The 14,687-nt window shown below is 73.2% G+C and carries 9 protein-coding genes; 5 read left to right on the top strand and 4 right to left on the bottom strand.

Translation table 11 applies throughout. The annotated features are described in order from the left end of the window. The first annotated feature begins 126 nt into the window (after window positions 1-126). Together DMB38_RS10560 and DMB38_RS10555 are read left to right on the top strand one after the other, a co-directional pair. On the top strand, window positions 127-831 hold the full coding sequence (locus tag DMB38_RS10560; protein ID WP_125934954.1) for a response regulator transcription factor: 705 nt from the start codon (window positions 127-129) through the stop codon (window positions 829-831). Beyond that, window positions 828-2,312, top strand: a complete 1,485-nt coding sequence (locus DMB38_RS10555; protein ID WP_240662112.1) for a HAMP domain-containing sensor histidine kinase — start codon at window positions 828-830, stop codon at window positions 2,310-2,312. Before DMB38_RS10560 ends, DMB38_RS10555 begins: the two co-directional genes overlap by 4 nt. A 261-nt stretch (window positions 2,313-2,573) precedes the next feature. Here DMB38_RS10555 and DMB38_RS10550 read toward each other — a convergent pair whose 3' ends face one another. The 4 genes from DMB38_RS10550 to DMB38_RS10535 all read right to left on the bottom strand — a co-directional run bounded on the left by DMB38_RS10550 (window position 2,574) and on the right by DMB38_RS10535 (window position 7,195). Continuing rightward, window positions 2,574-3,992 (bottom strand): GH1 family beta-glucosidase, encoded by a 1,419-nt coding sequence (locus DMB38_RS10550; protein ID WP_125934953.1) that lies wholly within the window; start codon window positions 3,990-3,992, stop codon window positions 2,574-2,576. A gap of 114 nt (window positions 3,993-4,106) precedes the next feature. Continuing rightward, on the bottom strand, window positions 4,107-5,000 hold the full coding sequence (locus tag DMB38_RS10545) for a carbohydrate ABC transporter permease (protein WP_125934952.1): 894 nt from the start codon (window positions 4,998-5,000) through the stop codon (window positions 4,107-4,109). 10 nt (window positions 5,001-5,010) lie between these two features. Further along, window positions 5,011-6,012: a sugar ABC transporter permease gene (locus DMB38_RS10540; protein WP_125934951.1), complete on the bottom strand. Its 1,002-nt coding sequence runs from the start codon at window positions 6,010-6,012 to the stop codon at window positions 5,011-5,013. Window positions 6,013-6,022: 10 nt separating this feature from the next. Beyond that, the gene (locus DMB38_RS10535) at window positions 6,023-7,195 is read right to left on the bottom strand and encodes an ABC transporter substrate-binding protein (RefSeq protein WP_125934950.1); all 1,173 of its coding nucleotides are present in this window, start codon (window positions 7,193-7,195) and stop codon (window positions 6,023-6,025) included. 442 nt (window positions 7,196-7,637) lie between these two features. On the opposite strand from DMB38_RS10535, the gene DMB38_RS10530 reads away from it, so the two are divergent. The 3 genes from DMB38_RS10530 (at window position 7,638) to DMB38_RS10520 (ending at window position 14,663) form a co-directional block, all read left to right on the top strand. Beyond that, window positions 7,638-8,693 carry a LacI family DNA-binding transcriptional regulator gene (locus DMB38_RS10530; protein ID WP_125934949.1) on the top strand — a complete coding sequence of 352 codons (1,056 nt, stop codon included), beginning with the start codon at window positions 7,638-7,640 and terminating at the stop codon, window positions 8,691-8,693. Window positions 8,694-9,080: 387 nt separating this feature from the next. Continuing rightward, complete coding sequence (locus DMB38_RS10525) at window positions 9,081-11,909, top strand: glycoside hydrolase family 48 protein (protein ID WP_240662108.1); 2,829 nt, start codon at window positions 9,081-9,083, stop codon at window positions 11,907-11,909. A gap of 162 nt (window positions 11,910-12,071) precedes the next feature. Next, window positions 12,072-14,663, top strand: a complete 2,592-nt coding sequence (locus tag DMB38_RS10520) for a glycoside hydrolase family 9 protein (RefSeq protein ID WP_125934948.1) — start codon at window positions 12,072-12,074, stop codon at window positions 14,661-14,663. The last annotated feature ends 24 nt before the right edge of the window (window positions 14,664-14,687 follow it).

Here is a 14,687-nt window from a genome sequence, read left to right as displayed (position 1 = left end):
CAGCCCTATCCTGCCGCACCCGCCCCCGCGGTGCCGCACCCCGCCCGGAACCGCTTGCGGCCGGTTGTCCACAGGCGGGCGGAGGCGGGGCGGCGCACACCGCGCTTTTGGCGTACGTTGCCGGACATGGCATGTGTGCTGCTGGTGGAGGACGACCAGTTCGTGCGCTCCGCGCTGATCAGGCATCTCACCGACGCCGCCCACACCGTGCGCAGCGTCGGCACGGCGCTGGAGGCGCTCCGCGAGGTCGCGCACCACGGGTTCGACGTCGTGATCCTCGACCTCGGGCTGCCCGACCTCGACGGCGCCGAGGCGCTGAAGATGCTCCGCGGCCTCACCGACGTGCCGGTCATCGTCGCCACCGCCCGGGACGACGAGTCCGAGATCGTCCGCATCCTCAACGACGGAGCCGACGACTATCTCGTCAAGCCGTTCTCCGTCGAGCATCTGCAGGCCCGCCTCGGCGCCGTGCTGCGGCGCGCCGGCGGCCGCACCGCCGCCGCCCCGCCGCCGCGGCAACTGCGCGTCGGCGGCCTCGCCATCGACCTGCGGCGGCGTAGCGCGGAGCTGGACGGCCGCGAGCTGGACCTGACCCGGCGCGAGTTCGACATGCTGGCGTTCCTCGCCGAGCGGCCCGGCGTCGTCGTACCGCGGCGGGAGCTGCTCTCCGAGGTGTGGCGGCAGTCGTACGGCGACGACCAGACCATCGACGTCCATCTGTCCTGGCTGCGCCGGAAGCTCGGCGAGACCGCCGCGCGGCCCCGCTATCTGCACACCCTGCGCGGCGTCGGCGTGAAGCTCGACCCGCCGGCCGGGATCCCGCCCGCATGAGGTGGGCGCTGGTCAAGGTGTGCCTGGCGGTCACGGTGATGGTCGTGGTCGCCTTCGCCGTGCCGCTCGGGCTCGTCGTCAAGGAGATGGCCCGCGACCGGGCGCTGACCAACGCCGAGCGGATCGCGGCGGGCATCGGCCCGGCGCTGGCGATCACCACCGACGCCGAGCAGTTGGAGCGCGCGGTGGGCAGCACCGAGGCCGGCGCGGGCGGGCGGATCGCGGTGCACGTGCCGCGCGGCAGCGCGGCGGGCATGTCGGCGGTACGGATCGGGGAGCCGCGCGCCGGCGCGGCCGACGTGGAGCGCGCCTCGGGCGCGGGCACGTCGCTGCTCGTCGCCGTCGCCGGCGGGCACGCGCTGCTCCAGCCCATCGCCGTCGAGGGCGACCGGGTCGCCGTCGTCGAGGTGTTCGTGCCCGCGGGGGAGCTGACCGAGGGCGTGGCGCTGGCGTGGCTGGTGCTGGCGGGCGTCGGCCTGGCGCTCATCGCGGGCTCGGTCGCCGTCGCGGACCGGCTCGGCACCCGGATGGTGCGGCCCGCGCGCCGGCTCGCGGGCGCCGCCCACGACCTGGGGGAGGGGAAGCTCGGCGTCCGGGTCGAGGAGTCGGGGCCCTCCGAACTGCGCTCGGCGGCCGTGGCGTTCAACTCGATGGCCGACCAGGTCGCGCTGCTGCTGGCCAACGAGCGCGAGCTGGCCGCCGACCTCTCCCACCGGCTGCGCACCCCGCTGACCGTGCTGCGGCTCAACGCCGCCTCCCTGGGCGAGAGCGGCGCCGCCGAGCAGACCCGGCAGGCGGTGGCCCAACTGGAGCGCGAGATCGACCAGATCATCGCCACCGTGCGCGAGCAGCGCGGCCGGCCCGCGGGGCCGCAGGCGGCGGCGGTGGCCGGCTGCGACGTGTCGGCGGTCATCAGGGAGCGGATGGAGTTCTGGTCGGCGCTGGCGGAGGACGAGCGCAGGTCCGCCCGGCTGGCGGGGGTCGACCGGCCGGCGCAGGTGCCGGTGGCGCGCGCCGAGTTGGTCGCCGCGATCGACGCGCTCATCGGCAACGTCTTCCGGCACACCCCGGAGGGCACGGACTTCTCCGTCGACGTGCACCACGCGGGCGACGCCGTGATCGTGCTCGCCTCGGACGCGGGACCCGGCATCCGCGATCCGGAGGCGGCGCTCGCCCGCGGGCAGGGGCAGGGCGGTCCCGGGTCGACGGGGCTGGGTCTGGACATCGTGCGGCGGGTCGCGGAGTCCACGGGCGGGGACGTGCGGATCGGCCGGTCGGTGCTGGGCGGCGCGGAGATACGGCTTTGGCTGGCGCTGGGCGCCGGGCCCGCCGCTGCGGACGGCGAGCGGCGCCGGCAGCGGCACCGGGTGGTGCGGCGGCGGCGCGGCCGGGCGGCGGAGGGCCCGGCGGCGGGCGGCGCGGGGGACGGGGACGGGACGGCGGCCGCCGCGGGCGCGGGCGCGGGTGCGCGGCGCGCGTAGCGCGGGCGGCGGCCTCCGCCCCTGAAAGGCGCCGGCCCGTCGCGCCGGCCGCAGGCCACCGCCCGTCACGCGGCGGCCTCCGTCCGGGCCGGACGGCCCTCGCCCTCCCCATGCGGCGCCCGCCGGTCGCCGGTCCGGCGGGCGCCCGTCTCGTCGCCCGGCCCCGGGCGCCGGTCCGCGGCGCCCCGTCTGCCGAAGCCCCGGTCTGCCGAAGCCCCCGTCTGCCGAAGCCCCGGCCGGCCGGGCGCCGTCGCGCCTCCGTCAGAGGCCGGCCGCGGGCAGCGCCCCCGTGCGGATCACGTCCGCGTACCAGCGGGCGCTGGACTTCGGCGTGCGCCGCTGCGTCGTGTAGTCCACGTGCACCGCGCCGAACCGCTTGCCGTAGCCGTACGCCCACTCGAAGTTGTCCAGCAGCGACCACAGGAAGTAGCCCCGCACGTCCGCGCCCTCGGCCATCGCGCGGTGCACGGCGCCGATGTGCCCGTGCAGATACGCGATGCGGTCCGGGTCGTGGACCGAGCCGTCCGGCTCCGGCTTGTCGTCGTACGCCGCGCCGTTCTCGGTGATGTACAGCGGCAGGTCCGGCGCGTCGGCGGTGAACCGCAGCAGCAGCTCCGTCAGCCCCGTCGGGTCGACGGTCCAGCCCATCGCGGTGCGCTCGCCCGGCGGCTGGTGGAAGGCGATGTGGTCCGCGGCCGGCCAGGGGGACTGCGCGCCGCCGCCGTGGCCGTCGGCGCGCTCGGGCCTGGCGTCGCCGGAGACGGCGGAGACCACGGTGGGCGTGTAGTAGTTGAGGCCGATCGAGTCCAGCGGCCGGTTGATCAGCGGCAGGTCTCCGTCCCGTACGAAGGACCAGTCCGTCAGCCGCGCCGTGTCGTCCAGCAGATCGGGCGGGTACGCGCCGTCGAGCATCGGCCCGGTGAAGATGCGGGTGGCCAGCGCGTCGACCTGGCGGGCGGCGTCGCGGTCCGCCTCGGAGTCCGTACGCGGCCGGACGACGGCCGGGTTGAGGCTGACGGAGACCTGGGCGCGGGCGGGAAGCACGGTGCGCAGCGCGTCGGTGGCGAGGCCGTGCGCGAGGTTGAGGTGGTGCGCGGCGCGCAGGGCGGCGACCGGGTCGGTGCGGCCGGGGGCGTGCACCCCGGCGGCGTAGCCGAGGAACGCGCTGCACCAGGGCTCGTTGAGCGTGGTCCACAGCTCGACGCGGTCGCCGAGGGCCTCGCCGACGAGGCGGGCGTAGTCGGCGAACCGGTGCGCCGTATCGCGCTCCGGCCAGCCGCCCGCGGTCTCCAGCTCCTGCGGCAGGTCCCAGTGGTAGAGCGTGAGCACCGGCTTGATGCCGGCCGCCAGCAGCTCGTCGGCGAGCTGCCGGTAGAAGTCGAGCCCGCGCTGCACGGCGGGCCCGCGGCCGGTGGGCTGGACGCGCGGCCAGGAGACGGAGAAGCGGTACGCCCCGACGCCGAGCCCGGCCATCAGCTCGACGTCCTCGGTGCGCCGGTGGTAGTGGTCGACGGCGACGTCCCCGGTGTCGCCGCCCGCGGTCTTCCCCGGGGTGTGCGAGAAGGTGTCCCAGATGGAGGGGGTGCGGCCGTGCTCCCGCGCGGCGCCTTCGATCTGGTACGCGGCGGTGGCCGTGCCCCACAGGAAGTCCTCGGGGAAGGTGGCGGTGGTGTCGGACATCTGGGAGCGCTCCCAATCTCGGCAGTGACGAACGTCGTGGACAGGTGGGTCGGGTCGCGAGGATTCCCTGACGGTGGTCGCGGCGGGCCGCGGATACGGGTGGGCACGGCCGGATCAGCCCTTGACCGCGCCCTGCATGATGCCGCCGACGATCTGCTTGCCGAAGAGCAGCAGGAGCAGCAGCAACGGCAGCGTGCCCAGCAGGGCACCCGCCATGATCACGGACTGGTCGGGGTTATGGCCGCGCGGCAGCCCCGTGAGCGCCACCTGCACGGTCGGGTTCTCCTGGGTGAGGGCGATGATCGGCCAGAAGAACTCGTTCCAGGCGAAGACGAAGGTGAGCATCCCGAGCACGGCCATCGCGGGCCGCGCCGCGGGGAAGACCACGTGCCAGATCACCCGCACGCTGCTCGCGCCGTCCACCCGGGCGGCCTCGATCAGCTCGGTCGGCAGCGCCTGGATCAGGTACTGCCGCATGAAGAACACGCCGAAGGCGCTCACCAGGAACGGCAGGATGACGGTCTGCAACTGGTCGATCCAGCCGAGTTCCGCGATCGCCATGTACAGCGGCACGACACTGAGCTGCGGCGGCACCATCATGGTGCCGATCACGAGCAGCAGCAGCAGGTTCTTGAGGCGGAACCGCAGCTTGGCGAAGGCGAACCCGGCCAGGGTGCCGAAGAGCACGGTGCCCGCCGCGACCGATGCGGCCACGATGGTGGTGTTCAGCAGCGCCAGGTCCATGTTGGCGTCGGTCCACGCCGTCTCCATGTTGGAGAAGAGGTTGCCGCCGAACCAGAGCGGCGGGGGCGTCTCCGCCAGTCGCGCGTTGGTGCGGGAGGCGGCGATCGCGGTGTAGACGAGCGGGCCGATCGAGATGGCCGTGAAGAGCGCCAGGATGGCGTACGTCAGCTTGCCGGCCCGCTGCTGCCCGCCGGCCTCGCCGGCCCGCGGCCGGCGTCGGCGGCGGGCGGCCGCCGGGGGAGCTTCCGTCTTGAGCAGTGCCATGAGCTCTCCTTCAGCTCTTCCGCAGACGGCGTGCGATCAGGGCGTTGACGACGCCGATCACCACCAGGATCAGGAACATCACCCAGGCGATGGCCGCGGCCCTGCCCAGGTGCAGGTTGCGCCAGCCCTGCTCGTACATGTAGAGACCGAGCGTCTGGAACTGGTGGTCGGCGCCGCCGGTGGCTCCCTTCGTCTCGTCGAAGAGCAGCGGTTCGCCGAAGAGCTGCACGGAACCGATCGTCGACACCACGACGGTGAAGAGGATCGTGGGCCGCAGCGACGGGACCGTGACGTGGAGGAACTGCTTCCAGCGGGACGCCCCGTCGAGCGAGGCCGACTCGTAGAGGTCCTGGGGCACGGCCTGCATCGCGGCCAGGTAGATCAGGGTGTTGTAGCCGGTCCAGCGCCAGATCACGATGCTCGCGACGGCGATCCGTGAGGTCCAGTCGCCGGCCTGCCAGTCGATCTCACCGACGCCGAACTGCCCCAGCACCCAGTTGATCACCCCGTAGTCGCGGCCGTAGAGCATGGCGAAGACCAGCGTCGCCGCCGCCACGCTGGTGGCGTACGGCGCCAGCATCGCCACCCGGAAGAAGGCGGAGGCGCGCATCTTGTAGTTGAGCAGGTGCGCGAGACCGAGCGCCATGAGCAACTGCGGGACGGTGGAGATCACGGCGAGGACGAAGGTGACCCACAGCGAGTTCCAGAAGAAGTCGTCTTCCAGCAGCCGGCTGTAGTTGTGCAGGCCGGCCCACTCCATGTCGGTGGGTGCGGTCAGCTCCACCCGGTGCAGCGACGCCCACGCGGTGTAGAGCAGCGGAAAGAGGCCGAACGCGACGAAGAAGAGGAAGAACGGCGAGATGAAGGCGTACGGGCTGAATTTGGCGTCCCACCGGTAGCGCCTGCTGCGCCACGTCTTCCGCGGGTCGCGGGCCGCGGCCCGCGGCGCGGGCGGGGCCGCGCCCCCCTCCGCAGAGGGGGGCGCGGCCGCGGTCGAACCTGTCTGGGTCATGATTCCCGTCTCACTGGTCCAGCGCGTTGTCCACCGCGTCGACGGTCGTGTCCCAGCCACCGTCGGCGTCTTCCTTGCCCTGCTCGACCAGCCGCAGCCCGTTGGCGATGTTCTCGGCGATGACCTGGTCCTTCGGGCCGATGATCTGAACGGGGGTGCCCTCAGCGGCAGCGGCGAAGATCTCCCCGATCGGGGCGTCGCCGAAGTACTCGTTCGTGGCGTTCTTCACCGAGTCCATCTCGTACGCGGACGGGGTGCTGGGGAAGCTGCCGCGCTCGGCGAAGAGCTTGGCCTGCTGCTCGGGCGCGAAGAGCCAGGCGACGAACTCGGCCGCCTCCTCCTTGTTCTCCGCCGCCTCGGGGACGCCGAAGAAGGAACCGCCCCAGTTGCCGGGAACGGGCGCCTGAGCGACGTCCCACTTGCCCTTGGCCTTCTCGCCGCCCTTGTCGGCGATGTAGCCGAGCATCCACGGCGGGCAGGAGACGGTGGCGAAGTCGCCGTTGCTCATCGCCTGGTCCCAGCCCTTGGTGAACTGCTGAAGGTTGCCCGTCAGCTTCTCCTCCGCGGCGGTCGAGGCGATGTCCCAGGACTCCTGCACGCCCGGGCTGTCCTTGTAGATGACCTCGCCGTCCTCGTCGTAGTACCGGGTCTCGTTGGAGGACACGGCCGCGTTGTACACGCCGCCGGCGGCGTCCGCCCAGGCGACGCCGTCGGGGGCCTTCTTCTGGAAGTCGCGGCCGACGTCGAGGTACTTCTGCCAGTCGCCCTCCCACAGCTTCGAGACCTCGTCGCGGTCGGTGGGCAGTCCGGCCGCCTCGAAGTGGTCCTTGCGGTAGCAGACGGCCATCGGGCCGATGTCGGAGTCGAGGCCGACGAGCTTGCCGTCGGCGGTGGAGCCCATCTGCCACTTCCAGGGCAGGTAGTCCCCCTCGGAGACACCCTTCACCTCGGAGAGGTCCATGAACTTGTCGGCCTGGGTGTCGACGATCTCGGCGATGTTGGCGACTTCGATCGCCTGGACGTCCGCCAGGCCGCTGTCGCTGGTGAGGTGGTTCAGCAACTGCGGGTAATAGTTCTCGTTCCGCTCGATCACCGTCTCCTTGATGGTGATGTCCGGATTGAGCTTCTCGTACTCGTCGTAGAGCCCGGCCTCCTTGAAGCCGAAGGTGCCGAAGAGTCCCATCGTGATGGTGGTCTTGCCGCCGCCTCCGTCCTCGGAGCCGGCCTTCGAGCCGCCGTCTTCGTCATCGCTCGCGCACGCGCTGAGCAACCCGGTGCCCAGAGCGGCTGCGGCCAAAAGGCCCACGGCCCGTCGGGTCGTGCGGTAACTGCGCACTGCATCCTCCTAGCGCCCTGACGCGTGCCGCTCCTGCCGGAGGTCTACGAGGGGGATCGGGAGTGGCGGCTCGGGCGGGCTTTCGTGCGGGTTCTCTATGGGTCGAGTAGAGTGGGAGCGCTCCCAGAAGTGATTGGTTGAAGGGTGGCCTGTCGGCGAGGGGGTGTCAAGGGACCGGACATCTCGACTGGCTCCCGTTACGCGGCTGTTAGCTTCTGCGCGGTCCGTGGACATGGGCCGGGGGCGAGAATCGGACAGTCAGCAGACAGCCATAACGCGGGAGGGTGGAATGGCGGTCAGGGATCGGCGTACGCCGGTGGCGCGCGGCGGGCGCGGTGGCAGGCCGACGCTTGAGCAGGTCGCCGCGCGAGCCGGGGTGGGCAGGGGGACGGTGTCCCGGGTGATCAACGGATCGGACCAGGTCAGCGAGCAGGCGCGGACCGCCGTCGAGCGGGCGGTCGCGGAGCTGGGTTACGTGCCCAACCGCGCGGCGCGGGCGCTCGCGGCCGGGAGCGCGGACGCGGTCGCGCTGGTGATCCCGGAGCCGGAGACCCGGCTCTTCTCCGAGCCGTACTTCTCGGACATCGTCCGCGGGGTGAGCGCGGAGCTCGCGGAGACGGACAAGCAGCTCCTGCTCACGCTCATCCGCTCGCCACGGGAGCGGGAGCGGCTGGCGGCGTATCTCAGCGCCGACCGGGTCGACGGCGTGCTGCTGGTCTCCGTGCACGAGGGCGACCCGCTGCCGGAGATGCTGGCGGCGATGGGGCTCCCGGCGGTGCTCAACGGCCGGCGGGCGGCGGGCGAGGCCGTGCCGTACGTCGACTCGGACAACACCGGCGGCGCGCAGGCGGCCGTCGAGCATCTGATCGGCCGCGGGCGCTCGGCGATCGCGACGATCACCGGCCCCTCCGACATGTACGTCGCGAGCTGCCGGCTGGAGGGCTACCGTCAGGCCCTGAAGGAGGCGGGCCGGGCGGAGGACGCCGGTCTGGTCGCGGTCGGGGACTTCACCGAGGAGGGCGGCCGGCGGGCGATGCAGGAGCTGCTGGAGCGGCGGCCCGCGCTGGACGCGGTCTTCGCCGCCTCCGACGTGATGGCGGCCGGCGCGCTCCAGGTGCTGCGGGCGGCGGGCCGTACGGTGCCGGACGAGGTGGCGGTCGTCGGCTTCGAGGACTCGCCGGTGGCCCGGCACACCGACCCGCCGCTCACCAGCGTGCGCCAGCCCACGGAGGAGATGGGGCGGGCGATGGTGCGGGTGCTGCTGGACGGTATCGACGCGAAGGAAGCCACGCAGGGGCGGCACGTGGTGCTGCCGACCGAGCTGGTGGTCCGCGCCTCGGGGTGACCCGGGCGGTGCGGGCGGTCCGGGCGGCTCCGCCGCCCGGCGCCGGAAGGTGACGCGGGGCGGGCCCGGCCGGGCCCGCCCCGTCCGCGTGGGTACGGGCCGTCCTGCCGGCGCGTTGCAGGCAACTGCCCCGGCTCCGGGGCGACTTCTGTCCGGAGGGTTGACACGTGCATAACCCTTCGGGAGATTGGGAGCGCTCCCACGATTCAAGACTTGCACCTCCTTCCGCGAGGCGAGGACGGGGGCGTACCACACCAGGACCACCCCGTCCGGTCAGCTCAGCCGGGCCGGGCGCACACAGGCCCCGTGCGCCCGGCCCGGCTGTCCCCCCACGCCGTCCGCTCGCGCATCCGCACGCCCGAACACCTTCCAGTTCCAGGAGGATTCGTGCACGCACCCCGCACTCCCGACGAGTCCGCACGGCTGTCACGAAGATCATTCACCACCGCCGCCGGCGGCGCGCTCGTCGCCCTCGGCGCCGGGCAGGCCCTGGCCGGCGCCACCGCCCACGCCGCCGAGGCGCCGGCGGGCGAGCGTACGAAGGCCGTCGCCGCCACCCCGTACACCGACGCCTTCCTCGCCCAGTACGAGAAGATCAAGGACCCCGCCAACGGGTACTTCAGCCCGGACGGCATCCCCTACCACTGCGTCGAGACCCTGATCGTCGAGGCGCCCGACCACGGCCACCAGACCACCTCGGAGGCGTTCAGCTTCTGGATCTGGCTGGAGGCCGCCTACGGCAGGGTCACCGGCGACTGGGGCCCGTTCAACGGCGCCTGGGAGACCGCCGAGCGCTCCATCATCCCGCCCCACGCCGACCAGGCCAGCAGCGGCTCGTACAACCCGGGCTCGCCCGCCACCTACGCGCCCGAGCACCCCGAGGTCTCGTCCTACCCCTCCCAGCTCGACCCCGCCGTCTCCGTCGGCCAGGATCCCATCGCCGCGGAACTGGCCTCGGCGTACGGGACGATGGACGTCTACGGCATGCACTGGCTGATGGACCTCGACAACGTCTACGGCTACGGCAACACCCCCGGCACCGGCGGCCAGAACGGCCCCGGGCCCGGCGCGTCCTTCATCAACAGCTACCAGCGCGGCTCGCAGGAGTCGGTCTGGGAGACGATCCCGCAGCCGACGACCGACCTCTTCGAGTACGGCGGCCCCAACGGCTACCTCGACCTCTTCGTCGGGGACGCCTCCTATTCCCGGCAGTGGAAGTACACCAACGCCCCGGACGCCGACGCCCGCGCCGTGCAGGCCGCGTACTGGGCGCTCACCTGGGCCAAGGCGCAGGGCAACGCCGGGCAGATCTCCGCCTCGGTGGCGCGGGCCGCGAAGATGGGCGACTACCTGCGGTACTCGATGTTCGACAAGTACTTCAAGCGGATCGGCGACTGCACCAGCCCCACCGGCTGCCCGGCGGGCTCAGGACGCAGCTCGCAGCACTACCTGCTGTCCTGGTACTACGCCTGGGGCGGCTCCGCCGGCAGCGGCGGCGGCTGGGCCTGGCGCATCGGCGACGGCGCCTCCCACCAGGGCTACCAGAACCCCTTCGCGGCCTGGGCGCTCTCCACCGTGCCCGAGCTGACCCCCAAGTCCCCCACCGCGAAGAGCGACTGGGCCAAGTCCCTCACCCGGCAACTGGAGTTCCTGCGCTGGCTGCAGTCCACCGAGGGCGCCCTCGCCGGCGGCTGCACCAATAGCTGGGAGGGGCGGTACGGCAGCCCGCCCGCCGGCACGCCGACCTTCTACGGCATGCCGTACGACTGGCAGCCCGTCTACCACGACCCGCCCAGCAACAACTGGTTCGGCTTCCAGGTCTGGGGCATGGAGCGCGTCGCGCAGTACTACCACGCCACCGGGAACGCCGACGCCGGGGCGATCCTCGCCAAGTGGGTCGCCTGGGCCTCCGCCGAGACCACCGTCGGCGCCGACGGCAGCTACCGCTTCCCGTCCACCCTGCGGTGGACCGGCGCCCCCGACACCTGGAACCCCGCGAACCCGGGTGCCAACGCCGGCCTGCACGTGGACGTCGTGGACTACGCCGACGACGTCGGCGTCGGCGCCGCGCTGGTCATGACGCTGGTCTACTACGCCGCCAGGGCCGCGGACACCGACGCCGCGGCGCTGGCCAAGGCGCTGCTCGACGCGATGGCCGCGCACGCCGACGACAAGGGCATCGCCGTCCCCGAGACCCGCCGCGACTACAACCGCTTCGAGGACGAGGTGTACGTGCCCGCCGGCTGGTCCGGCACCTCCCCGCACGGCGACCCCATCGCGCCCGGCGTCACCTTCATCGGCCTGCGCCCCTGGTACCGCGAGGATCCGGACTGGGAGAAGGTGCAGACGTACCTCGACGGCGGCGCCGCGCCGGTGTTCACGTACCACCGCTTCTGGGCCCAGGCCGCCCTGGCCCTCGCCCTCGCGGCCTACGGCGAACTGCTCGGCGGGGAGACCCCCGGCGGTCCCGGCGACGACACCGAGCCGCCGACCGTGCCGGGCGGGCTGCGGGTCACCGGCACCACGGCGAGCAGCGTCGCGCTCGCCTGGACCGCCTCGACGGACAACGTGCGGGTGACGGCGTACGACGTGTACCGCGACGGCACCCCCGTCGGCAGCGCGACCTCCACGTCCTTCACCGACACCGGGCTCTCCGCCGCCACCAGGTACTCCTACACGGTCGCCGCCCGGGACGCGGCGGGCAACGCCTCGGCGCAGTCGGCCGCGGTGGCGGCGACGACCGGGACGGGCAGCGGCACCGGGGCGGTGAAGGTCGAGTACCGCAACAACGACCAGGCACCCACCGACAACCAGATCAAGCCGGGCCTCCGGATCGTGAACACCGGCGGCGGCGCGCTGAGCCTGTCGACGCTCACCCTCCGGTACTGGTTCAGCGGCGAGTCCGGCGCGGCCACGTACAGCACCTGGTGCGACTACGCCCAGCTCGGCGCCGCCAACATCACGCACCGCGTGGTCGCGGCCGGCGGCGGCAAAGCCGGCGCCACGCACTACCTGGAGGTCGGCTTCACCGCCGGCGCCGGCAGCCTCGCCGCCGGCGCCTCCACCGGCGACATCCAGTTGCGGCTGAACAAGACCGACTGGTCCGCCTTCAACGAGTCGGACGACTACAGCCGCGCCACCACCGGCACGTACATCGACGCGCCCCGGATCGTCGCGTACGTCGCCGGCTCGCCGGTGTGGGGCACGGAGCCCTGACCCCGGCGCGCGGCCCGGTGCGTACGGGCGGGACGACTCCGGCCCGTACGCACCCGCCGCGGCACGACGGCGGGCCGACCCCCGCCCCGAGGGCGCGGCCGTGACGACGAGGGGCGCGGCCGCGCCCCAACCCCCACACCCCCTGCCGAAAGGACGTCTTCCGTGAGACGGCACATACCCCGTGCCCTCGCCGCCGTGCTGGTCGCCGGAGCGCTCGCCGCGCCCGGCGCCGCCGCGGCCGACGAGGGCCCCGAGCTGATCCTCAACGGCGGCTTCGACGCCGGCACCGCGCCCTGGTGGTGGACGCCGGGCAACCCCGCCACCGTGGTCGACGGGCGGCTCTGCGCCGACGTGCCCGCCGGGACCGCCAACCCGTGGGACGCCATCATCGGCCAGAACGACCTGCCGCTCGCCGCCGGCGAGACCTACGCCCTGAGCTACACCGCGACCGCCACCGAGCCGGTGACGATCCGCACCAACGTGCAGCAGGCCGTGGAGCCGTGGGGCCAGTTCTTCTCCTCCGCGGACCAGGTGACGGAGGCCGCCACGACCTTCGAGCACGTCTTCACCGCCACCGCCGCGGACGACGCCGCCCAGCTCGCCTTCCAGATCGGCGGCAGCGACGCGGCGTTCACCTTCTGCGTCGACGACGTCTCGCTGCGCGGCGGGGCGGAGCAGCCGCCGTACGACCCGGACACCGGCTCGCCCGTGCGCGTCAACCAGGTCGGCTACCTCACCGAGGGGCCGAAGAACGGCACCTTCGTCACCGATTCCGCCCAGCCGCTCGCCTGGACGCTGAACGCCGCGGACGGCACCGAGAAGGCGCGCGGCACCACCGTGCCCGCGGGCACCGACCCGACCTCGCTGGAGAACGTGCACACCTTCGCCTTCGGCGACTTCACCGAGGCCGGCGAGGGCTACACCGTCACGATCGACGGCGAGACCAGCGAGCCGTTCACCATCGGCGACGACATCTACGGCACCCTGCGCACCGACGCGCTCGCGTACTTCTACCACAACCGCAGCGGCATCGAGATCGACGCCGGGCTGGTCGGCGAGGAGTACGCCAGGCCCGCCGGGCACGTGAACGTCGCGCCCAACCAGGGCGACGACGACGTCCCCTGCCAGCCGGGGGTCTGCGACTACACGCTGGACGCCGCGGGCGGCTGGTACGACGCGGGCGACCACGGCAAGTACGTCGTCAACGGCGGCATCGCCGCCGCGCAGGTGATGAGCGCGTACGAGCGCACGCTGACCACCGAGGGCGCCGACGGCGGGCCGCTCGGCGACGGCAAGCTGGCCGTGCCCGAGCGCGGCAACGGCGTGCCCGACGTGCTCGACGAGGCGCGCTGGCAACTGGAGTTCCTGCTCGCCATGCAGGTGCCCGCGGGCGAGGACCTGGCCGGCATGGCGCACCACAAGCTGCACGACGCGCAGTGGACCGGCCTGCCGACGCTGCCGCACGAGGACCCGCAGCCGCGCGAGCTGCACCCGCCGTCCACCGCCGCGACGCTCAACCTGGCCGCCGCCGGCGCCCAGTGCGGGCGGCTTTACGGGGACTATGACGAGACGGCCGCCTTCGCCGACCGCTGCCTGACCGCGGCCCGTACCGCGTACGCCGCCGCCAAGGCGCACCCCGGCATGCTCGCCGACCCGAACGACGGCACCGGCGGCGGCGCGTACAGCGACGGCGACGTGCGCGACGAGTTCTACTGGGCCGCCGCCGAGCTGTACCTGTCCACCGGCGAGGACGCGTACCTCCAGGACGTGCTCCGCTCGCCCCTGCACGGCGACGCCTCGGCGGTCTTCCCGAGCGGCGGCATGTCGTGGGCCGCCACCGCCGGACTCGGGGCGCTCGACCTGGCCACCGTCGACAGCGGGCTGACGGACGCGCAGCTCGCCGTCGTACGCGGCATGGTCACCGACGCCGCCGACGGCTACGCGGCCGACGCCGCGAACGCCGCCTACGGCGTCCCGTACGCCCCCGAGGGCGGGCGCTACGTCTGGGGCTCCAACAGCCAGGTGCTCAACAACATGGTCGTCCTGGCCACCGCCCACGGGCTCACCGGCGAGGCCGGCTACCGCGACGCCGTGCTCACGGGCCTCGACTACCTGCTGGGCCGCAACCCGCTGAACCAGTCGTACGTCACCGGACACGGCGAGCGCGACTCGAAGAACCAGCACCACAGGTTCTGGGCCAACCAGCTCGACCCGAGCCTGCCGAACCCGCCCGCGGGCGCGCTGGCCGGCGGCCCGGACTCGCAGCTGGAGGACCCGGTGGCACAGCGAGAGCTGGCCGGCTGCCCGCCGGCGATGTGCTACATCGACCACATCGAGTCGTACTCGACCAACGAGGTCACGATCAACTGGAACGCCCCGCTCGCCTGGATCGCCGGCTACGCCGACGACCTCGGCAGCGGCGGCGGCGACCCGGGGCCGGGGCCCGGCGAGGAGTGCTCCGCGGCGTACTCGGTGCCCAACCAGTGGCCGGGCGGCTTCACCGGAACCGTCACCATCTCCTGCGACGGCGCGGCCCTCGACGGCTGGACCGCGCAGTGGGACTTCCCCGACGGCCAGCGGCTCCAGAACGCCTGGAACGCGGTCTGCTCCCAGACCGGCACTACCGTGACCTGCCGTAACGCGCCGTACAACGGCCGGGTGCCGGACGGCGGTTCGGTCTCCTTCGGCTTCAACGCCGGCTGGAGCGGCAGCAACGGCACGCCGCGGGAGGTGAAGCTCGGCGGCGGCACCTGAGCCGCCGTACCCGGGGTGCCGCAC

The organism is Streptomyces sp. WAC 06738 (genome assembly GCF_003945505.1).
Taxonomy (GTDB): Bacteria; Actinomycetota; Actinomycetes; order Streptomycetales; family Streptomycetaceae; genus Streptomyces.
The sequence above is the reverse complement of the archived record's forward strand: the minus strand, read 5'-3'. Positions and strand labels throughout refer to the sequence as shown.